General features: G+C 60.0%; 20 protein-coding genes. 5 read left to right on the top strand and 15 right to left on the bottom strand.

Annotated features, from left to right (window positions below; translation table 11 throughout):
- Positions 1 to 63: 63 nt before the first annotated feature.
- From CCX46_RS28835 to CCX46_RS28815, 5 genes are all read right to left on the bottom strand, one after another.
- Positions 64 to 1,296, bottom strand: coding sequence for a multidrug effflux MFS transporter (locus tag CCX46_RS28835; protein WP_127930136.1), 1,233 nt, complete (start codon positions 1,294 to 1,296; stop codon positions 64 to 66).
- Entirely contained in the window at positions 1,289 to 2,266 is a 978-nt protein-coding gene (locus CCX46_RS28830; protein ID WP_127930135.1) for a diiron oxygenase, read from the bottom strand. The genes CCX46_RS28835 and CCX46_RS28830 overlap by 8 nt, the downstream gene beginning before the upstream one ends.
- Positions 2,263 to 3,336, bottom strand: a complete 1,074-nt coding sequence (locus CCX46_RS28825; protein ID WP_127930134.1) for a SagB family peptide dehydrogenase — start codon at positions 3,334 to 3,336, stop codon at positions 2,263 to 2,265. The genes CCX46_RS28830 and CCX46_RS28825 overlap by 4 nt, the downstream gene beginning before the upstream one ends.
- A gap of 437 nt (positions 3,337 to 3,773) precedes the next feature.
- Positions 3,774 to 4,970: a class I SAM-dependent rRNA methyltransferase gene (locus tag CCX46_RS28820; RefSeq protein WP_127930133.1), complete on the bottom strand. Its 1,197-nt coding sequence runs from the start codon at positions 4,968 to 4,970 to the stop codon at positions 3,774 to 3,776.
- A 173-nt stretch (positions 4,971 to 5,143) separates the two neighbouring features.
- Positions 5,144 to 5,683, bottom strand: a complete 540-nt coding sequence (locus CCX46_RS28815) for a type 1 glutamine amidotransferase domain-containing protein (protein WP_127930132.1) — start codon at positions 5,681 to 5,683, stop codon at positions 5,144 to 5,146.
- A gap of 228 nt (positions 5,684 to 5,911) precedes the next feature.
- Between CCX46_RS28815 and CCX46_RS28810 the strand changes: the two genes are divergently transcribed.
- The 3 genes from CCX46_RS28810 to CCX46_RS28800 all read left to right on the top strand — a co-directional run bounded on the left by CCX46_RS28810 (position 5,912) and on the right by CCX46_RS28800 (position 7,942).
- Positions 5,912 to 6,724, top strand: coding sequence for an HDOD domain-containing protein (locus tag CCX46_RS28810; RefSeq protein WP_177413922.1), 813 nt, complete (start codon positions 5,912 to 5,914; stop codon positions 6,722 to 6,724).
- A 12-nt stretch (positions 6,725 to 6,736) separates the two neighbouring features.
- Positions 6,737 to 7,549, top strand: coding sequence for a bifunctional DNA-formamidopyrimidine glycosylase/DNA-(apurinic or apyrimidinic site) lyase (gene mutM, locus CCX46_RS28805; protein WP_007913582.1), 813 nt, complete (start codon positions 6,737 to 6,739; stop codon positions 7,547 to 7,549).
- A gap of 69 nt (positions 7,550 to 7,618) precedes the next feature.
- Positions 7,619 to 7,942 carry a multidrug transporter gene (locus tag CCX46_RS28800; protein ID WP_110718043.1) on the top strand — a complete coding sequence of 108 codons (324 nt, stop codon included), beginning with the start codon at positions 7,619 to 7,621 and terminating at the stop codon, positions 7,940 to 7,942.
- A 124-nt stretch (positions 7,943 to 8,066) separates the two neighbouring features.
- Here CCX46_RS28800 and CCX46_RS28795 read toward each other — a convergent pair whose 3' ends face one another.
- From CCX46_RS28795 to CCX46_RS28775, 5 genes are all read right to left on the bottom strand, one after another.
- Positions 8,067 to 8,318 carry a YfhL family 4Fe-4S dicluster ferredoxin gene (locus CCX46_RS28795; protein WP_003234652.1) on the bottom strand — a complete coding sequence of 84 codons (252 nt, stop codon included), beginning with the start codon at positions 8,316 to 8,318 and terminating at the stop codon, positions 8,067 to 8,069.
- Positions 8,319 to 8,477: 159 nt separating this feature from the next.
- Positions 8,478 to 8,957 carry a pantetheine-phosphate adenylyltransferase gene (coaD, locus tag CCX46_RS28790; RefSeq protein WP_003229157.1) on the bottom strand — a complete coding sequence of 160 codons (480 nt, stop codon included), beginning with the start codon at positions 8,955 to 8,957 and terminating at the stop codon, positions 8,478 to 8,480.
- A 115-nt stretch (positions 8,958 to 9,072) separates the two neighbouring features.
- Positions 9,073 to 10,668, bottom strand: a complete 1,596-nt coding sequence (locus CCX46_RS28785) for a GMC family oxidoreductase (RefSeq protein ID WP_127930130.1) — start codon at positions 10,666 to 10,668, stop codon at positions 9,073 to 9,075.
- Positions 10,669 to 10,801: 133 nt separating this feature from the next.
- Positions 10,802 to 11,347 (bottom strand): twin-arginine translocation pathway signal protein, encoded by a 546-nt coding sequence (locus tag CCX46_RS28780; protein ID WP_127930129.1) that lies wholly within the window; start codon positions 11,345 to 11,347, stop codon positions 10,802 to 10,804.
- Between the two features lie 29 nt (positions 11,348 to 11,376).
- Positions 11,377 to 12,825 (bottom strand): coniferyl aldehyde dehydrogenase, encoded by a 1,449-nt coding sequence (locus tag CCX46_RS28775; protein WP_274594976.1) that lies wholly within the window; start codon positions 12,823 to 12,825, stop codon positions 11,377 to 11,379.
- A 128-nt stretch (positions 12,826 to 12,953) separates the two neighbouring features.
- Between CCX46_RS28775 and CCX46_RS28770 the strand changes: the two genes are divergently transcribed.
- Together CCX46_RS28770 and CCX46_RS28765 are read left to right on the top strand one after the other, a co-directional pair.
- A complete protein-coding gene (locus tag CCX46_RS28770) occupies positions 12,954 to 13,625 on the top strand; it encodes a TetR/AcrR family transcriptional regulator (protein WP_007913599.1) in 672 nt (223 codons plus the stop codon).
- Positions 13,626 to 13,657: 32 nt separating this feature from the next.
- The gene (locus CCX46_RS28765; protein ID WP_127930127.1) at positions 13,658 to 14,512 is read left to right on the top strand and encodes a sulfurtransferase; all 855 of its coding nucleotides are present in this window, start codon (positions 13,658 to 13,660) and stop codon (positions 14,510 to 14,512) included.
- Positions 14,513 to 14,614: 102 nt separating this feature from the next.
- On the opposite strand, the gene CCX46_RS28760 is transcribed toward CCX46_RS28765, so the two are convergent.
- From CCX46_RS28760 to CCX46_RS28740, 5 genes are all read right to left on the bottom strand, one after another.
- Entirely contained in the window at positions 14,615 to 15,457 is an 843-nt protein-coding gene (locus tag CCX46_RS28760; RefSeq protein ID WP_127930126.1) for an AraC family transcriptional regulator, read from the bottom strand.
- Positions 15,454 to 16,449: a hydrolase gene (locus tag CCX46_RS28755; RefSeq protein WP_127930125.1), complete on the bottom strand. Its 996-nt coding sequence runs from the start codon at positions 16,447 to 16,449 to the stop codon at positions 15,454 to 15,456. The genes CCX46_RS28760 and CCX46_RS28755 overlap by 4 nt, the downstream gene beginning before the upstream one ends.
- Before the next feature lie 62 nt (positions 16,450 to 16,511).
- Positions 16,512 to 17,126, bottom strand: coding sequence for a 16S rRNA (guanine(966)-N(2))-methyltransferase RsmD (gene rsmD / locus CCX46_RS28750; RefSeq protein WP_127930124.1), 615 nt, complete (start codon positions 17,124 to 17,126; stop codon positions 16,512 to 16,514).
- Complete coding sequence (locus CCX46_RS28745; protein ID WP_127930123.1) at positions 17,126 to 18,613, bottom strand: M16 family metallopeptidase; 1,488 nt, start codon at positions 18,611 to 18,613, stop codon at positions 17,126 to 17,128. The genes rsmD and CCX46_RS28745 overlap by 1 nt, the downstream gene beginning before the upstream one ends.
- Complete coding sequence (locus tag CCX46_RS28740; RefSeq protein ID WP_127930122.1) at positions 18,606 to 19,961, bottom strand: M16 family metallopeptidase; 1,356 nt, start codon at positions 19,959 to 19,961, stop codon at positions 18,606 to 18,608. The genes CCX46_RS28745 and CCX46_RS28740 overlap by 8 nt, the downstream gene beginning before the upstream one ends.
- Between the last annotated feature and the right edge of the window lie 68 nt (positions 19,962 to 20,029).

The following is a 20,029-nucleotide window of genomic DNA, read 5'->3' as shown; positions in this document are numbered from 1 at the left end:
GAGGGAATGGCGCAAAGCGTTGTTCCAGCGCAGACGGTGTATATGGAATGACGGCCGGCAGGTTTAATCACCACCGGACTGCACTGCGGCATTGGCTTCATGCTCTCTGGCGCGACGGCTGAGCTTGTTGTTGAGTACCAGCGCTATCGTGCTCAGCAGCACAAAACTGTAGCCCAGCGTTGATTGCAGATTGACCGGGCTGAGGCTGATCAACGCGCTGATAAGTCCGCCACAAATAAAGATGATCGTGCTGCCCGCCGAGGCCGAAGTCCCGGCGTTTTCAGGAAACAGGCCCATGGCCCGCGAGGTGGCGGCAGGTCGAGCAATGGTGGTGCCCGCGGTGCAGATCAGCATCGGGATCAGCACGGTGGCCGGGGCCAATGCATGGTTGGCCGACAGGTATAGCATCGCCATTCCCGACAGCAGTATCAGGCTCAGTCCGGCGAAGATTTGCTGAACCGGTGTAATGCGTCGATTCAATACGGCCGCGAGGATGCCGCCGACAACATAGGCAGCACCGTAAACCAGCAGAATCAATGAAAAGTCATAAGGCGCGAGTTGCAGTTGATCCATGAAGATCAGCGGCGAAATAACGATGAACGAGAAGTGGCAGGCAAATGCAAACGCCGAAATCAGCCAGTAGCCGACAAATTCGAAATCCCCCAGTACCCGTCGGTACGACTGGATGAAACCGAGTCGCGCAGCACTGTAGGTCGGACGGCTGTTGTGCAAAAACAGCCAGGCCTTGATCAGCACCATGGCGGACAACGCGGTAAACACCCAGAAGCTGCCGCGCCAGCCGAGTGTGGCTTGCAGAAAGGTCCCGGCCAGCGGCGACACCGAGATGAAAATCCCGGTAGCCGTGACCATCAGGATACGCAAACGGTCGCGCTCCTCGCCTTCGAACAGATCCTGTACCAGCGCCTGGGACAGCACGAAGCAGCCACAGCCCAAGGCCTGCATCACCCGGAATACAAGGAATAGCGTGTAATCGGAGGTCATGACGCAACCGAGCGCTCCCAGCATCGACACGCTCATGCCGGCGAGTAACAAGCCTTTGCGCCCGATCACGTCCGAGAGCGGGCCGATCAGGAGCTGGGCAAATGCGATCCCCACGGCGAACAGGCTGATGGACAGTGCGATATCTGCCGGTGAGCTGCGAAAGTGTGCCGCCAATGCTGGAAATGAAGGCAGCAGGACATCCAGTGGAAACACGCCTAGCAGCACCATGGCCAGCAACAGGCTGACAGCAGCGCGGCGCTGCGTTGTGGTTACCACGGATTTTCCTTTATCCATCGATCAGTCCTGCCTTGGCAAAAAGTTTCTGGTTATGAGGAAGTGCGAAAAAACCGGCCTTGCGCAGTGCGTCCAGCGTTGCAATGGAGCCTGATCGTGCGCGTGCACGATTGGCGTGCGCCGTTGCCATGCCGCCGATGATGTCCCTCACATCGCTGTCGGCAATGCCTGCTCCTCGCAAACTCTGTTGCAGCCAGTGTTCGTCGACCTCGAAAAAAATCCCGATGATCTCCAGCAGTGTTTTGCTGACAAACAGGCGCTGGCGGCTGTTCATGGACAGCCAGAAGTAATGGAACACCTCGGCGAAGTAACGACTGTGGCGGGCTTCATCAGTCAGGTGGTCGCGCAGCATGTCGCTTACGCTGGACACCAGGCTGTCGCGACAGACGTCCAGCAGCTCCCGGGCGATGATGGTCTCCGAGACGAAACCGAGCAGAAACCATGCCAGTGGTCGATTCTTCTCCGGTGTGCGAGCGATCAATGCGTTAAGGCGGGTGATGCGCTTTGGAATCGCCGGACGTCCGGTGATCCCGTAAAAGCTGGCGATCTGCTCAGCGAGTCGATTGGAGAACAGTGCGTGGTAACCCTCGTCGGTGTAGAGCTGCAGCGCCGCGTGTTTCATTGCCAGAGGCACGTAGATGGGCAGCTCACGGTGCACGATGACTTCCACGGCACGATTGACGATGCGGTGTTCGAGCAGCGTGGTGTAATCGAGAAAGTGCACCAGATGGTTGGCTGATAGCCGGTGCAGCACATCACGCCCGGCGGCTTGAATGACCGGATGTGCCAAGTAGGGCAGAAACGCAGGTGGAAACCAGTGGCGGGTTTGCAGCTGCTGCGGCACATCGTCGGGCAATTGATAATCATGGGTACTGCTGCGCACGGAAGCACGGCTCGCCCAATCGCCCAAGGTGAATTTGAGTGCCCATGACACTGGCGCTTCATCCGGGTCCGCAATTGACTGGCTCATGCCTGCCCCTCGCGCAACAGTTCGCGCATCTCACTGCACATCACCTGTCCATCGCTTTCTCCGCAGCCAACAAAAAACAGTGGTTGTTCAGCGCTACCCTCGAGATTGAGGAGTGCTTCGACCTGACGGTCGGCAAATGCCCCGGTCAGCCAGGTGTTGAGGCCCAGTGCCGTGGCGACCAGTTGAAAGGTTTGCGACAGGTGGCCGGCTTCAACGAAGGCCATGCGGTAGGCCCGCGAGTGTTCATACTTCCACCAGAGCCGGTCAAAACGGGCGGTGATGAACAACCCCAGTGGCAGGTTGTTGATGAAGTGTTGACCGCCGAGCAATTGGCCCAGGGCGGGTTCAGGCAACGAATTGACCCGGCTCAGGGAATGATCGACCGGATGGTAGGCATAAATGCCGCGCTCCAGGTCAACAACATTCCGGGCCAGCAAGAAGCCTTCGCAGGCGTTCAGGCCTCCACCGGAAGGGCTGCTTCGACGAGCACCAAGGCCTGTGGCGATGCTGTCGTCGCAATCCTGTTCGCGTTCGTGCAGATAGCCGAGAGAAAGATAGAGCAGAGTGCCGACGTCATTGAGCGTCATCGCTGCACCGGTGTAGCTGCGACAGGTTTTTCGCTTTAGCAGTGCACTTTTCAGGCTGTCATTACCCAACGCGCACGGAGCAGGCAGGGCAATGCGTTGCTCAGGTTCAAGCTGCGGGCAGTCGTTTGCGGGAGGTGGAGTGGCCAATACCTCGTTGCAGTGCGCCAGATATTGTCTGGCCCACTCATGGATGTTCTGAGGAATATGTTCACAGGGAATATTTTGCGTGCCGATATGATAAATCTTTGACAGTTCGTCCCAGCCCCATTCTGGAGTGTCTATTTTTGAAACGGTTAGTATGTCCGCGTTTAATAGTTGTATGTCTATTATGTTGTCGGTGTCGAAGAGGTCTGGCTTGTTTATTAGTTGGGCGAGGCGAGAGACGTAGTTCAGGTCGAGCTCGTGTTGAGTATGGTTTTTATAGTTCCACACAATTTGTCCGGGCGAACGCGGCAATATAAATAGATAAGGATTGATGTGCATGTGGGTCGATTCACTCTGGATAAAGTCAAAAGGACGCCGGGTTGCCGGCACTCCCCGGCGTCCTGACTCACTTAACGGGCTTTGGACGCAACCAGAAAAGCCAGGTTTGCGATTTTTTTACTTTCCAGAGAAATACTTTTCATGATGTGAACTCCTTGTTCGTTGATAGTTGAAGTCACCTCGTGGCGACAACTTCATAATAGTTTGTAATGGATTATTGGCAAGAGGATATTAGGTAGGAAATTTCCAGTAATTTTGTCGGAGCAGTCTTTAGTCGGAAATAAACTTGTAGGGAAAGTTTCAGCAATTAAAAGACGTAAGGAAATATCCTGCACGTTAACGCGAAAATAATTGTAGGAAGTGTTGGGGAATAACGAAGAGGCAGGGCCGCGTGCAAAAAAAAGGGAGCCTGCTGGCTCCCCTCTTATCCGCGTGTATCAGCTGTTGGGCAGCAGGCGGCAGGTGATGCTCTTGATGTAGCGCGTTTCGGCGATGGCCGGGTGCACCGGGTGATCCGGGCCCTGACCGCCACGCTCAAGCAACTGGATGTTGCGATCCAGGTGACGGGCGCTGGTCAGCAGGATGTTCTGCAGGTCATCTTCCGGCAGGTGCATCGAGCATGATGCGCTAACCAGGATGCCGTCCTTGTTGAGCAGGCGCATGGCTTGCTCGTTCAGGCGACGGTAGGCGCCTTCGCCGTTTTTCATGTCTTTCTTGCGTTTGATGAACGCCGGCGGATCGGCAACGATCACGTCGAAGCGCTCTTCGCTGGCCTTGAGTTCTTTCAGGGCTTCGAAAACGTCGCCTTCGATGCAGGTCATCTTGTCGGCGAAGCCGTTCAGTGCAGCGTTGCGCTCAACGCCATCGAGGGCGAAAGCCGACGCATCGACGCAGAACACTTCGCTGGCGCCGAATGCGGCAGCCTGTACGCCCCAACCACCGATGTAGCTATAGAGGTCAAGGACGCGTTTGCCTTTGGCGTAAGGGGCCAGGCGGGCGCGGTTCATGCGGTGGTCGTAGAACCAGCCGGTTTTCTGACCCTGAATGACCGGGGCTTCGAACTTCACGCCGTTCTCTTCCAGCGCGACCCACTCCGGCACCAGGCCGAACACGGTTTCGACGTAGCGGTTGAGGCCTTCGGCGTCGCGCGCGGCGGAGTCGTTCTTGAACAGGATGCCGCTTGGCTTGAGCACTTGGGTCAGCGCGGCGATCACGTCATCTTTATGCGCTTCCATGGTGGCCGAAGCGATCTGGACGACGAGGATGTCGCCGAAACGGTCGACGACCAAGCCTGGCAGCAGGTCGGAATCGCCGTAGACCAGACGATAGAACGGCTTGTCGAACAGGCGCTCGCGCAGCGACAGGGCCACGTTCAGGCGGTGCACCAGCAGCGATTTGTCCAGTTGCACCTTGATGTCGCGCGACAGCAGGCGAGCGCAGATCAGGTTGTTCGGGCTCATCGCCACGATGCCCAGCGGTTTGCCGCCGGTAGCTTCGAGGATGGCTTGATCGCCGGCCTGGAAGCCGTGCAAAGGGGTGGCGGCTACATCGATTTCGTTGCTGTAGACCCACAGGTGACCGGCGCGCAGGCGACGGTCGGCGTTGGCTTTGAGGCGCAAGCTAGGCAGGGACATGACGTCGCTCCGGAAAAAAGAGCGGGAGTATAGCGTGTTGCGACTTGTGTCGGGTTTGATGAGCGATGAAACGCTGATGGCCCCTTCGCGAGCAGGCTCGCTCCCACAAAGGGCTTGTGACCGACACAAGACCAATGTGGGAGCGAGCCTGCTCGCGAATGCGGTCCCCAATGCTACGCCAACAGTGCGTCGATCAGCTCTTTGTTGAACGCCGGAATATCATCCGGCTGACGGCTGCTGATCAGGTGACCGTCCTTGACCACTTCCTTGTCGACCCAATTGGCCCCGGCATTTACCAGGTCATCCTTGAGCGTCTTGTAACTGGTCATGGTTTTGCCGTTGACCAGCCCCGCCGAGATCAACAACCAGCCGCCATGGCAGATCACTGCAATCGGTTTTCCGGCAGACGCGCCAGTCTTGACCAGATGCTGGGCGTCCTGGTCGATGCGAATGGTGTCGGAGTTCTGCACGCCGCCCGGCAGGACGATCGCGTCGTATTGTTCGCTGCTGGCGCTCTGGAAGGTCTGATCGACCTTGAAATCATCCGCCGGCTTGTCGTGATTCCAGCCTTTGACCTTGCCGGCCTCTGCCGAAAGGATGTCGACCTGCGCGCCAGCTTGCTCCAACGCTTGCTTGGGACCTGTCAATTCAACCTGTTCGAAACCATCGGTTACCAAAAAAGCGACGCGCTTGCCGTTGAGGGAAGTGGCCATCGATAAGCTCCTGAGTCTGTGGGAGTTTGCCGCCGCAAAGGATCGGAGTGATCCGTTGGGCATTACAGATTCCGAAGCCGTGGCCTGAATGAAAGTTCCTGACAATTGCCCACTGGTGTGTCGTCTCGCGGTTTTTAGAGGTTAGAATCGCCGCCTGTCCCAGAGTGTGTACTTATGTCCCAAGAGCTGACCACCGAACAGATTCAACAATCGCTGCAAGGCATCAGTGTGCCGGCGCAACCGCAGATCATGGTGGATCTGCAAATGGAGCAGTACATGCCCGACCCGGACCTGGAGGTGATCGCCAAGCTGATCGCCCAGGATCCCGGCCTGTCCGGCTCGCTGCTGAAAATCGTCAATTCGCCGTATTACGGCCTGAGCAACAAGATCACCTCGATTCAACGCGCGGTGAACCTGCTGGGCAGTCGTTCGATCATCAACCTGATCAACGCGCAGTCGATCAAGGGCGAGATGAACGATGACACCATCGTCACGCTCAACCGCTTCTGGGATACCGCCCAGGACGTGGCGATGACGTGCCTGACGCTGGCCAAACGCGTCGGCACTCAGGCCGGCGACGAGGCGTATGCCTTGGGCCTGTTCCACGATTGCGGCGTGCCGTTGATGCTGCAGCGCTTCCCTAACTACATGTCGGTGCTGGAAACCGCCTACGCCAATGCCAGCGCCGAATGTCGGGTGGTCGACACCGAGAACAGCGAGTTCAACACCAACCACGCGGTGGTCGGTTACTACACCGCCAAGTCGTGGCGCCTGCCGGAACACGTCAGTGCGGCCATCGCCAATCACCACAACGCCCTGGCGATCTTCAGCGATGAATCGTCGCGCAACAGTCAGCTGAAAAACCTGCTGGCGATCCTGAAAATGGCCGAGCACATTTGTGCGTCTTACCGCGTGCTGGGCAACCAGACCGAAGATTTCGAATGGAACGCCGTTGGGCCGCTGGTACTCGATTACGTAGGGCTGTCGGATTACGACTTCGAAACCCTCAAACAAACGATCCGCGACCTCGGCGCGCATTGATTCGAGGACGCCATGCCTGAACTGCCAGAAGTCGAAACCACCCGCCGCGGCATCGCTCCGCATCTGGAAGGCCAGCGTGTCAGTCGGGTGATCGTGCGTGACCGGCGGTTGCGCTGGCCGATTCCCGAGGATCTCGATGTGCGCCTCTCGGGGCAGCGCATTGTGCTGGTCGAACGTCGTGCCAAGTATCTGTTGATCAACGCCGAGGTTGGCACGCTGATCAGCCATTTGGGCATGTCGGGCAATTTGCGTCTGGTCGAGGTCGGGTTGCCGGCGCTCAAACACGAACACGTCGATATCGAGCTGGAGTCGGGACTGGCGCTGCGCTACACCGACCCGCGGCGTTTCGGCGCGATGTTGTGGAGCAATGATCCACTCAATCATGAGCTGCTGATTCGCCTCGGCCCGGAGCCGCTGACTGATCTGTTCGATGGCGAGCGCTTGTTTCAGCTGTCGCGCGGGCGATCCATGGCGGTCAAACCGTTCATCATGGACAACGCAGTGGTGGTCGGGGTCGGCAATATCTATGCGACCGAAGCGCTGTTTGCTGCCGGGATTGATCCGCGCCGCGAGGCGGGGGGGATTTCCCGGGGGCGATACCTGAAGCTGGCGATCGAGATCAAACGCATTCTTGCCGCCGCCATCGAGCGTGGCGGTACAACGTTGCGTGATTTTATTGGTGGTGACGGTCAGCCGGGCTATTTCCAGCAGGAGCTGTTTGTCTATGGCCGCGGTGGTGAACACTGCAAGGTCTGTGGCACCGGGCTGCGTGAAGTGAAGCTGGGCCAGCGTGCCAGTGTGTTCTGCCCGCGCTGCCAGAGCTGAGGCAAAAAGCTGAAAAGGTCCTACGGTCTATAGTGAGTTGTCTCACTGTTAAGCCCGAAGGATCGTGCCATGAAGTCCTTGCAAGTCCTCTTTGTTGCGCTGCTGCTGTGTTCCAGTCTGGCTGTTCAGGCCGCGGAAAATGGCAGCGGTGACCCGCGTTACACCATCCAGAATCCCCCGGCCTACGCCATGCTTGGCGATTTGCTGATTGCCCGACCTTTATTGGTGGTGGCGACGGTGATCGGTGCGGGGGCGTTTGTCGTGTCGTTGCCGTTTACCGCGCTGGGCGGCGGGATTGGCGATGCGGGGCAGGCGTTGGTGGTGGATCCGGCGAAAGCGGCGTTTGTGCGGTGTCTGGGGTGTATCGGGGAGGGGTTTGAGCAGCGTGAGTAAGCTGATCAGGGTTTAACTGTGAGGCTGGCGGCCTCATCGCGAGCAGGCTCACTCCTACAATTGAAATGCGTTCCAATGTAGGAGTGAGCCTGCTCGCGATGGCGTCGGTACAGGCGCTGAAAAATCAGGCCTTGCCAGTGATCAGGCGGTACTTGTCCATCAACTGTTCTTCAGTCTCCGGATGAGCCTCGTCCAGCGGAATGCAATCCACCGGGCAAACCTGCTGGCATTGCGGTTCGTCGTAGTGGCCGACGCACTGGGTGCACAGGTTCGGGTCGATCACATAGATCTCTTCGCCTTGGGAAATGGCGGCGTTCGGGCACTCGGGTTCGCAGACGTCGCAGTTGATGCAATCGTCGGTGATGATCAGGGACATGCTAACTCCAGCCGGGGCGGCAGGCCCGGGCGCTATAAACCAATGCGCGCAATTGTGCCGCATTGGCGAGCGCAGTGCACGCGGCTGCGATCAAGGGCACTGATAGCTGCGATCAAAAAACAAAGATCGTCTGATCGCAGCCCGAGCCTGCGGCAGCTCCTACTTTTTAAAGCGCAGGGTCAGCGCGTCAGCCACGGCCGGGTGGACGAACTTGCTGATATCGCCGCCCAGCGCGGCAATTTCCCGCACCAGCGTCGAGGAAATGAACGAATAACGCTCGGACGGCGTGAGAAACAGGCTCTCCACATCCGGGGCCAACTGGCGGTTCATGTTGGCCAGCTGGAATTCGTATTCGAAGTCCGACACCGCGCGCAGACCACGCAGGAACACATTGGCGTTCTGCTCTTTGGCGAAATGCGCGAGCAGCGTCGAGAAACCGACCACTTCCACGTTAGGCAGGTGTTTGGTGACCTCGCGAGCCAGTTCGACCCGTTGTTCCAGCGGGAACAGCGGGTTTTTCTTCGGGCTGGCAGCGACCGCGATAATCACGTGATCGAACAGGCGCGAGGCGCGTTCGACCAGATCGCCATGGCCCTTGGTAATAGGGTCGAAGGTACCTGGGTACAACACTCGGTTCATCGCGTCGTCCTGGCGGGAGTCCGTTGGGGAGTCGGATGGTATCGCAGCCGTCCCGGTCGGCCAAGTCGCCTGTTGGGTAAGAAAGCACTATAGACGATGCGAATAATCGGTTTTTTCACGGATTTCTCAGCCGATCGGCGAGGGACGTCGCCAGTTGTGCGCTCAGGCCATACACCGACAGCTGCGGGTTGGCGCCGATGCTGGTGGGGAACAGTGAGCCGTCGTGAATCGACAGATTAGTCAGTTGATGATGCCGGCCGAGACTGTCGGTGACCGCGCTTTTCGGGTCTTCGCCCATCGCGCAACCGCCCATGACGTGCGCGCTGCCCAACCGAGTGCGGTACAGCTCAAGGCTCAAACCATCGATCAGCGTGCGCGCTTCGGCCAAAGTTTTTACGTAACGGGCGTCGGCGTGCATCGGCATTACCGATTTCGCACCGCCGGCGAACTGGATTTCGGCCATGACATGAAAGGCCCGGCGCAGGCCGTCCCAGGCGTAGGGCGAAACCTGATAGTCGAGCACTGGCGAACCATCGCCCCGCAACTCGACTGCGCCACCGGTGCTGTCCGGGTGAAAGCCGTCGCGCAGCAAGGCCAGCATGGCGTGGGTGTGCGGCAGGTCAGCCATGTGTTGCGCACTTTCCTCACCAAAGCCGCCGAGCAGGGTGGCCGCCAGTGCCGGGTGCAGCGGCGGTACTTCAAGTTTGAAGGCCATCGGCCCGGTGGTGCCGTCCTTCCATTGGAAATGGTCGGAATAGATCGACTGTGGCGCCCCGTAAAACGGGTTGATGACTTCATCGAAGCGCGCAGCGGACATGTTCACAGGGTGCAGGAATGTGCGTTTTCCCAGGTTTTCATGCGGGTCCGGAGCGTCCGAGCGCAGCAACAGCGCCGGGCTGTTGATACCACCGCCGGCGAGCACGTAATGCCGCGCCTTGATATGGATTGTGCGCCCGGTCGGTTCGACGCAGCGCTCATCCATCGCCACGCATTGCAGGCCGGTGACCTTGTCGCCGCTGATCAGCAGTTTCTCCGCGCGGGCCAGATAAAGCAGTTCGCCGCCCTTTTCCAGCGTCGCCGGTATGGTGGTGACCATCATCGATTGCTTGGCGTTGGTCGGGCAGCCCATGCCGCAGTAACCGAGATTCCAGCAGCCGCGCACATTGCGCGGGATCACGTGCCAGCTGTAACCGAGGTGCTCGCAGCCTTTGCGGATCACATCGTTGTTGGCGTTGGGCGGGACCATCCACGGGGCGACGCCGAGGCGTTGTTCCATTTTCTCGAACCACGGCGCCATCTCGGCGGGGCTGTGACCTTTGACGTTGTGTTCCTTGGCCCAGTGTTCGAGTGTCGGCTCCGGGGTGCGAAAGCTCGATGTCCAGTTGATCAGCGTGGTGCCGCCGACCGCGCGTCCTTGCAGGATGGTGATTGCGCCGTCCTTGCTCATGCGGCCGATGCCTTCCTGATAGAGGCTGCTGTAGGCCTGGTCTTCAAGCATTTTGAAATCGGAGCTGGTTTTCAGTGGGCCTTCTTCGATCAGCAGGACTTTGTAGCCGGCGGCGCTGAGGATTTCCGCGGTGGTGCCGCCACCGGCGCCGCTGCCGATGATGGCCACGTCGGCCTCCAGGGTCAGGTCGTCGCTCAGCTGTGCGCCGTTGTAGGTTTTCCAGCCTCGAGCGAGGCCTTCGCGGAACGGGTCGGGTACGGGCATCGATCAGGTTCTCTTTATTATTTTTGGATGCGGCGGTGTGGCGGCCGACCTCTTCGCGAGCAGGCTCGCTCCCACATTTGAAATGCATTCCCCTGTGGGAGCGAGCCTGCTCGCGAAGGCCGCGCCGCTAATCTCAAACAGTAGGCGGGCCGGGATAACCGCAATGCGCCCACGATTCTGCGCGGGTATACCAGGCCATCATCACCATCTGCTGCAACGAGCTATGCCCCATGCGCAGCAGGCTCAACGAGCTGTTCTCCCAGCGATCAAGAAAATGCCGCATCGCCTCGGGGCTGGCATTTTCCCAACTGCCCCAGATTCCCGTGAGTGGCCCGCGTGTCACCGCCATGCCAAGGACATCGAACAGTTGCCGGGTGAGTTTGAGCATTTCCGGCGACAGGTGATCGAGGCTGTAGTCCAGCGATTTGAGCGTGCCATCAACAGCGCCCGGCATTTTTTCAGCCGCCACAGCGCCATGGAGCATCACCGGAATCAGTGCGCGCAGAAACAGCAGATCGCCGTCGCGCAACGAGACAAAACCGTTGGCCGCGACGCTCGACGAACAGCCGCTGAGGCTGGCGCCGAGTCCGGCGGTGGCGAGAAACGTCGTGGCGCCGAGGCTGAATTTCAACAGGCTACGGCGCGACAGTGCAGGTGTTTCGGTCAGGCTTGGGTGCATTGTTTTTATTACCCGGCGATGACAAAGGTTTAGCGAATGAACAGCTTCTGGATCAGTTTCTGAATCGATGTGCCGTAGGGCGGGTAAATCAGTCTGGCCGCGTTGAAGCGTTGTTTGATCAACACGCCCTTGGCTTTGCTGAAGGTCAGAAAGCCTTCTTGACCGTGGTAGTGGCCCATGCCCGAAGCGCCGATGCCACCGAACGGCATATCGTCCTGAGCCACATGCAGCAAGGTGTCGTTCAGGCACACACCGCCGGAATGAGTTTCGTGTAGCACCCGGTTCTGTTCGCGTTTGTCGTAGCCAAAGTAGTAAAGAGCCAGAGGACGTGGCCGCTGATTGATGTAAGCAAATGCCTGCTCCAGATCCTGATACGGCACGATCGGCAGCAACGGGCCGAAGATTTCGTCCTGCATCACGGTCATCTCGTCGCTGACATTCAGCAGCACGCTGTGCGGCATGCGCCGGCCCTGAGCCTGTTCGAACAACGGAATCAACAGTGCACCCTTGCTGGTCGCGTCGCTGACGTAGCCGTTGAGTCGCGCCAATTGGCGTTCGTTGATGATCGCCGTGTAGTCCGGATTGTCGATGAGTGTCGGATAAAAACCCTGCACAGCCTGGCGATAGGCTTCGACGAAAGCGCCGACCCGATCTTCCGGCACCAGCACGTAATCCGGGGCAACGCAGGTCTGGCCGGCGTTGAGGGTTTTACCGAAGGCGATGCGCTCGGCAGCATCCTTGAGCGGCACATCGCGGGAGACGATGGCCGGCGACTTGCCGCCCAGCTCCAGCGTCACCGGGGTGAGGTTTTCGGCGGCGGCGCGCATCACGTGTTTGCCGATGCTGGTGGCCCCGGTGAACAGCAAGTGATCGAAGCGCAAACGGGAGAACGCCACGCCGATGTCGGCCTCACCGAGCACCACGCAGACCAGGTCTTCGGGGAAGATTCGCGCCAGCAATTCTTTGAGCAACAAGCCGGTGGCCGGGGTCGATTCGCTGAGTTTGAGCATCACCCGGTTGCCCGCCGCCAAGGCGCCGACCAGCGGGCCAACCGCCAGATACAACGGGTAATTCCACGGCACGATGACGCCAACCACGCCCAATGGCTGATACACCACTTTCGCCGAGGCCGGCTGGAACGCCATGCCAACCTTGCGTCGCGAGGCTTTCATCCAGCCTTTGAGATGCCGGCTGGCGTAATGAATGCCGTGCAGGCTTGGCATCAGCTCGGCGAGCAGGGTTTCATCGGCGCTGCGATGGCTGAAATCGGAGCTGATCGCCTTGATCAATGCCTGACGCTCGTTGCTGAGCAAATCACTCAGTGCCTTGAGCCATTGCTGGCGCTGGGCGGCGGGCGGCATCGGATTGGCGGCATACGCAGCCCGCTGCGCCTTGAACAACCGCTCCAGCTCGGCCAGAGGTTGTTGCAGCGTTTGCAGGTAGGCAATGTCGGCAGTCATGGTCTGCTCCGGATTTATTGTAGTGATGAACTTTTTAGAGTCTATGCTCTAGAAAGTCAAATGACTTCCTTGCACAGCAGTGTTTTATCCATTTCCGGTTAGGTCGTAAGATGCCCCCCAACGCACTCTGAATTAAAGCTCAAGCCATGGCCCCACGAATAAAAACCAGCGAGCGTATCGTGCTGAACAGCCTTGAGCTGTTCAATCAGCAGGGCGAGCGCAGCATCAGCACCAATCACATCGCTGCCCACATGGAGATTTCTCCGGGCAACCTGTACTACCACTTCCCCAACAAGCAGGCGATCATCGCCGTGTTGTTCAGTGAGTACGAAAGCCTCGTCGACAGTTTTCTGCGCCCGCCGCAGGGGCGTGCGGCGACCGTCGAGGACAAGCGTTTCTATCTCAAGGAATTGCTTTCGGCGATGTGGCGCTACCGTTTTCTGCATCGTGATCTGGAGCATCTGCTCGACAGCGATCCGGAACTGGCCGCGCGCTATCGGCGCTTTTCCCAGCGCTGCGTGATCCAGGGCGCGGCGATCTACGAAGGTTTTGTCGCCGCCGGGATTCTCGACATGGATCGCGTGCAGATCGAATCCCTGACCCTCAATGCCTGGATCATCCTGACGTCCTGGGTGCGCTTCCTGTGCACCACCCGCGAAAACTCCAACCACCTCAGTGAGCAGGCCATTAAACGTGGCGTGTATCAGGTGCTGGTGCTGGAGGCCGGGTTTGTCACCGAGCAGGCGCGTGACGAGGTCAATGCGTTGTTCGAGGAGTTCTACGTGCCGCTGGCCCAGGCCCTCGAAGACGTGAAATAAACCGTTCTGTTGAAATCCCCCAGGAGCCCGTTATGCCGATTGCGCAACTGATCAGCCCCCAAGCACTGGATGCCCGCAAGGCGCAGCCGGGGCTGGTGATTCTCGATTGTCGTTTTGCTCTCGAAGACCCGGACTACGGGCAACGCAGCTATGCCGAAGGGCACATAGCCGGGGCGAGCTTCGCCGATCTTGAGCGTGACCTCAGCGGCACAGTGGTCAAAGGCGTGACTGGCCGTCATCCGTTGCCCGAGCCGGCAGAGCTGATCGAGCGGCTACAGGCGTGGGGCATCAACAATGACAGCGACGTGGTTTTGTACGACGACGGTCCCGGTGCCTACGCGGCGCGGGCGTGGTGGTTGCTGGCGTGGCTGGGCAAGCGCGATGGCGTGTTCATTCTCGATGGCGGGCTCAAGGCGTGGCATGCGGCGGGGTTGCCGCTGAGCCTGGATGCGCCGACGGTCAGTCGCGGCACTTTCAGTGGTCAGCCGGATATGAGCCTGCTGCTCAGCGCCGAAAAATTGCAAAAGCGTCTTGGCCAACCTGCGTTGACCTTGATTGATGCTCGGGCTTTGCCGCGGTTCAAGGGTGAAGTTGAGCCGATTGATCCGATTGCCGGGCACATTCCCGGCGCGCAATGCGCGGCGTTCACCGACAACCTCGGCAGCGATGGGCGATTCCTGCCGGCGGATCAGCTCAAACAGCGTTTTGCCGCCAAGATCGGTGAGCGTTCGCCAGCGGATCTGGTTGCCTATTGCGGTTCCGGCGTGACGGCGTGTCACAACCTGTTTGCGTTGTGCCTGGCGGGTTATCCGTTGGCGTCGTTGTATGCCGGATCGTGGAGCGAGTGGATCAACGAGCCTTCGCGCGGTATCGCCACCGGCGAATAATCAATACCCGTGGGAGCGAGCCTGCTCGCGAAGGCGTCGGATCAGTCGACATTAATGTTGAATGAACAACCGCTTTCGCGAGCAGGCTCGCTCCCACATTGGTTATTCGTTTTCTGAAGGAAATTGTCGGGCGCTGCGGTACGCGGCGGGGCCGACGCCATAAGCCTGCTTGAACTGCCGGCTCAAATGGCTCTGGTCGGCAAACCCCAATCGTGTGGCGACCTCCACCGGCAAGCAGCCGTGCTGCAGGAGTGCGCGAGCCTGGGCGATGCGTTGCTGCATCAGCCAGGTGTGCGGCGGCATGCCGGTGGCGCGGCGGAACACCCGGGCGAAATGGAAGGGCGACAGATTGACCGCTGCCGCCAGCTCTTCCAGTGACGGTGGCGCCGCCAATTGCGCGTGCAACAATTCCTTGCCCAGCAGCACCGCGCGGTGTTCCTTGCCGGCTCGACCCGGCACCGGCACTGCCGCATGGCGCTGCAACAGCAGCAACATCATCTCGCGCCACACCGTCTGCTGTTGCAGCGCGGTGGCCGGGCTTTCGAGCAAACGATGCAATTGCGCAAAGCCGTTGACCAGATCCGCATCGCGATACAGCGTGGCGCCAAACGCCGGCAGACTCGTGGTGGACAGTTCCAGCTCATCCAGCAGCGAAACGATTTGCGCCGTATCGGGATAAAACGCCCGATACAGCCAGCCGTCCTCGGTGCCTTTGTGCCCGGTGTGCAATTCGTCCGGATTGATCAACACCAGCGTGCCGCTGCCGGCCAGATGTTCGGCGCCGCGATAGCGATAACGCTGGGCGCCGGCCATGATCATGCCGATCACGAATCCGTCGTGCACATGCGGGGCGAAACGATGCTCGATGTAGCGCGCCGACAACAACTCGACCCCGGCCAGTGGCGCGGTTTGCCAGAAATGGATCGACTCGCCCTGATCGCTCATGTGGACGCGCGCGCCAGCCACTGTGGGATGCGTCGTTCCAGGTAATAACCGGGCTGGCGCAGCGAGCCATCGACGAAGCCGACGTGCCCGCCGCGTGCCTGCAATTCGAAGGCGGTCGACGGCGACAGCTCACTGGCCTGCGGCAAACTGTGCGGGAACACGAACGGATCGTCCGCCGCCTGAATGATCAGCGTCGGCGTGCGGATCTCACCGAGGAAATAGCGGCTTGAGGCGCGACGATAGTAATCCTCGGCATCATTGAAACCGTGCAACGGCGCGGTCACCCGGCCATCGAAATCCCAGAAGGTGCGCATGTTCTCCAGCGAACCGAGAGCCGCCAGTGCGGCGAGTCCGTCTTCGCGGCCGTCATGCTGAAACTGCCGCTGCTTGTTCTTGATGTAGGCGACCATCTCGCGCATGAAGTGCGCTTGATAGACCTTGGAAAATCCCTGGCCGATGCGGTCGGCGCATTGATCGAGGCGAAACGGCACTGACACCGCCACGGCACCTAGCACACCGCTGGCGCTGCCGGTTTCCCCAAGATGTTTGAGCAACACATTGCCGCCCAACGAATAGCCAACGGCATACAGCGGTGCCAACGGTCGCTTGGCGCGCAGGTGTCTGATGGTTTCGGCGAGGTCTTCGCTGGCGCCGGAATGATAACTGCGCGGCAGCAGATTCGGCTCGCCCGAACAACCGCGCCAGTTCAGCGCAACACTGGCCCAGCCTTGATCGGCCAGCGCCTTCTGGATGCCGGCGACGTAAGGCGAATTGGAGGAACCGGTCAGGCCGTGCAGTACCAACACCAGGGGCGCATCGGCGGTGTGCGGACCGTGCCAGTCGAGATCGAGGAAGTCGCCGTCCTCAAGCCACAGGCGTTCGCGTTCACGCTCGATATGTACGGTTTTGCGCCACAGCGGTCCCCACAAGGTTTGCAGGTGCGGATTGCCGAGGCCGAAGGCGGGGGTGAAGCGTTCTGACGAAGGGGGCACGATGGTTCTCGATGCAGCGCGGCGGCCTTGTTCGAGGCGCGCCGCTTGTTCAGGCCGGTCGGTTAACCGGCGATCTCTGCCGTACGTTGCCACAGCGCGTAGTAAACCCGGCCGGATTTCTGCTCGCGGTGCAGGCGCCAGTTGCCCGGCAGACCCAGCGTCGATGGCGCTGTTTCGCTTTCAGTGTAGATCCACGAGTCGGGCGCCAGCCACTGACGTTCTTCGAGCAAGGCGCAAACGGTCGGCAGCAGGTTCTGATTGAACGGCGGGTCGAGGAACACCAGGTCGAACGCACTGGCGGTCTGGGTTTCCAGATAACGCAGGGCGTCGGCGGTCTGCACCTGGCCGTTGGTGCAGCGCAGGGTGCCGAGGTGTTCCTTCAGGCTGGAGACGGCAATGTTGCTGGCATCCAGCGCCTGGCCCATGGCGGCGCCGCGGGACAGTGCTTCGAGAAACAGCGCGCCGCTGCCGGCGAACGGGTCGAGTACCTTGGCCCCTTCAACGTACGGCGCGAGCCAGTTGAACAGGGTTTCACGCACGCGATCCGGCGTCGGGCGCAGGCCCGGCGCGTCAGGGAAGCTCAGCTTGCGGCTGCGCCATTGGCCGCCAATGATGCGCAACTGGTTCACACCGTTGTGGACGTTTTGCGCAGGTTTTTTAGGCGATCGGGTAGCCATTAGTGCTCCGGAACCCCGAGCGGTTGCTCGGCAGGTTTATCAGATGGGGCCGGTAACGGCTTTTGCGGCACGGTCGGGCCAGCGGTGACGATGACCATTTTGTCCGTGCTCAGGTGTTTGTTCAGGGCGTCGCGGACTTGTTCCACGGTCAGGCTCTGCGACTGACGCATGAAGTCGTCCAGATAGCTCAACGGCAGATTATAGAAGCCCATGGCGCCGAGTTGGCCAACGATATCGGCATTGCTCGCGGTCGATAGCGGGAAGCTGCCAGCCAGCTCGCGTTTGGCGTCATCGAGTTCTTTCTGCGTCGGCCCGGTTTTCAGGTAGTCGGCGAGCACGTCTTGCACCAGTTTCAGGGTGCCTTCGCTCATTTCCGCACGAGTCTGCAGATTGATCATGAACGGGCCACGAGCCTGCATCGGGCTGAAACCCGAATATACGCCGTAAGTCAGGCCACGTTTTTCACGCACTTCGCTCATCAGGCGTGTGCCGAAACCGCCGCCACCGAGGATCTGGTTGCCCATCGACAGCGCCGCGTAATCCGGGTCATCACGGTCGATGCCCAGTTGCGCGAGCATCAGGTTGGTCTGCTTCGACGGGAATTCGATATGGCCAGTGCTGGCTTTCGGTTCCTGCGGCTGAGCGATCTTCGCCAGCGCCGGGCCTTTCGGCAGGGCCGAGGAGACCTGATTGGCAATCGTCTCGGCTTCCGTGCGAGACAAGTCACCGACCAGCGCAATCACCACATTGCCAGCGGCGTAAGCCTTGGCGTGGAACTCACGCAATTGCGCGAGAGTGATCTTCGGCACGCTCTGTGGATTGCCGTCGCTCGAATGCGCGTACGGGTGATCGCCATACAGACGCTTCATCAGCTCAAGGCTGGCGAGTTTGCCGGGGTTCTGTTTCTGATATTCGAATCCGGCGAGCATCTGGTTCTTGATGCGCGCGAACGAGTCGGCCGGGAAGGTCGGTTTGCCGATGACTTCCGAGAACAGCTTCAAAGCAGGCTCACGCTTGTCGGCAGCACTCAGGCTGCGCAGCGAAGCCAGCGCCATGTCCTTGAAAGCACCGTTGCCGAAATCAGCACCCAGACCTTCAAAGCCCTGAGCGATGGCGCCGACGTCTTTGCCAGCGACACCTTCGTTGAGCATGGCGTTGGTCAGCACCGCCAGACCCGATGCGCTGCCGTCCTGGCTGCTGCCGGCGGCGAAGATCAGGCGCATGTCGAACATTGGCAGCTCATGGGCTTCGACGAACAGCACTTTGGCGCCTTCGGCGGTGTTCCAGGTTTGCACGTCGAGCTTGCGGCTGGCCGGGGCCTTGCCGTCGAGCTCGGCCAGTGATTGCAGCTTTTGGCTGGTCTTGGCGTTGTCCAAGGCTTCGCTGGCATTGCTGTCAGCGCCCGGCGACAGGTACAACGCGGCAGAGCCGATCACTGCCACGGCGATCAGGCCGAGCAGCAGGCGTGGGGATTTGCGCTTACTCATGAGTCGTCTCCAGTGGCAGGACGTGGGCGACGCTGAGACGTTCGCGGGTGAAATACAACTTGGCGGCGTTCTGGATGTCTTGCGGGGTGACGCTTTCCAGATCGGCGAGTTCGGTGTCCATCAGTTTCCACGACAGGCCGACGGTTTCCAGTTGGCCAATCGCGGTGGCCTGGCTGGTGATCGAATCACGCTCGAAGACCAGACCGGCGATCACTTGTGCACGCACGCGTTCCAGTTCTTCGGCAGATGGCGCGGTGGTTTTCAACTGCTCCAGCAGTTTCCACAGGCCGGCTTCGGCTTGCGCCATGGTCTTTTTCTTCTGCGTGTTCGGGGTTGCCGACAGGGTGAACAGGCTGTCGCCACGGGTGTAGGCGTCGTAGCTCGACGAACCGCCGGAAACCAGCTCTTCACCGCGCTCCAGTTGCGTCGGGATGCGACCGCTGTAGCCGCCGTCGAGCAGCGCCGAGATCAGACGCAGAGCGTTGACCGAGCGCTTGTCTTCAGCCGTGGCGATGCTCGGCACGTTGAAACCAAGCATCAAGCTCGGCAATTGCGTCTGCACGTGCAGGGTGATCTGGCGTTCGCCGGGTTCGGCCAGTTCCAGCGGTTTTTTCGCCGGTGGTACCTCGCGCTTGGCGATCGGGCCGAAATAGCGTTGGGCGAGGGTTTTTACCTCGTCCGGGGTCACGTCGCCGACCACCACCAGCGTGGCGTTGTTCGGCACGTACCAGGATTGGTACCAGTGGCGCAGCTCTTCGACCGTCATGCGGTCGAGGTCAGCCATCCAGCCAATGGTGGGCGTGTGGTAACCGCTGGCCGGGTAGGCCATGGCTTTGTAACGCTCGTAAGCCTTGGACATCGGCTTGTCATCGGTGCGCAAGCGGCGCTCTTCCTTGATGACTTCGATTTCCTTGGCGAACTCGTCGGCCGGCAGGCGCAGATTGGCCATGCGGTCGGCTTCCAGTTCGAAGGCTACGCCCAGACGGTCGCGAGCCAGCACCTGGTAATAAGCGGTGAAGTCGTCGCTGGTGAATGCGTTCTCTTCGGCGCCCAGGTCGCGCAGGATTAAAGAGGCTTCGCCGGGACCGACTTTCTCGCTGCCCTTGAACATCATGTGCTCAAGCGCGTGGGACAGACCGGTCTGGCCCGGGGTTTCGTAGCTGGAACCGACCTTGTACCAGACCTGCGAGACCACCACGGGCGCGCGATGGTCTTCGCGCACGACGACCTTGAGGCCGTTGTCGAGGGTGAATTCGTGGGTCGGTTGCGGGTCGGCCGCCAGGGCCGAAAGGGGCAGGCAGACTGTGCTGAGCAGCAGGCCTGCAGCGCGGCGGGCTAGAGCATTCATTCGTTTTTTAACCTGTTGGGCTGCCCGCTTGGTCTTAGCGTCGGCGGGCGAGAGGGTGCTAGGATACT

Source organism: Pseudomonas sp. RU47 (assembly GCF_004011755.1).
Lineage (GTDB): Bacteria > Pseudomonadota > Gammaproteobacteria > Pseudomonadales > Pseudomonadaceae > Aquipseudomonas.
This window is presented reverse-complemented; position numbering and strand designations above follow the sequence as displayed.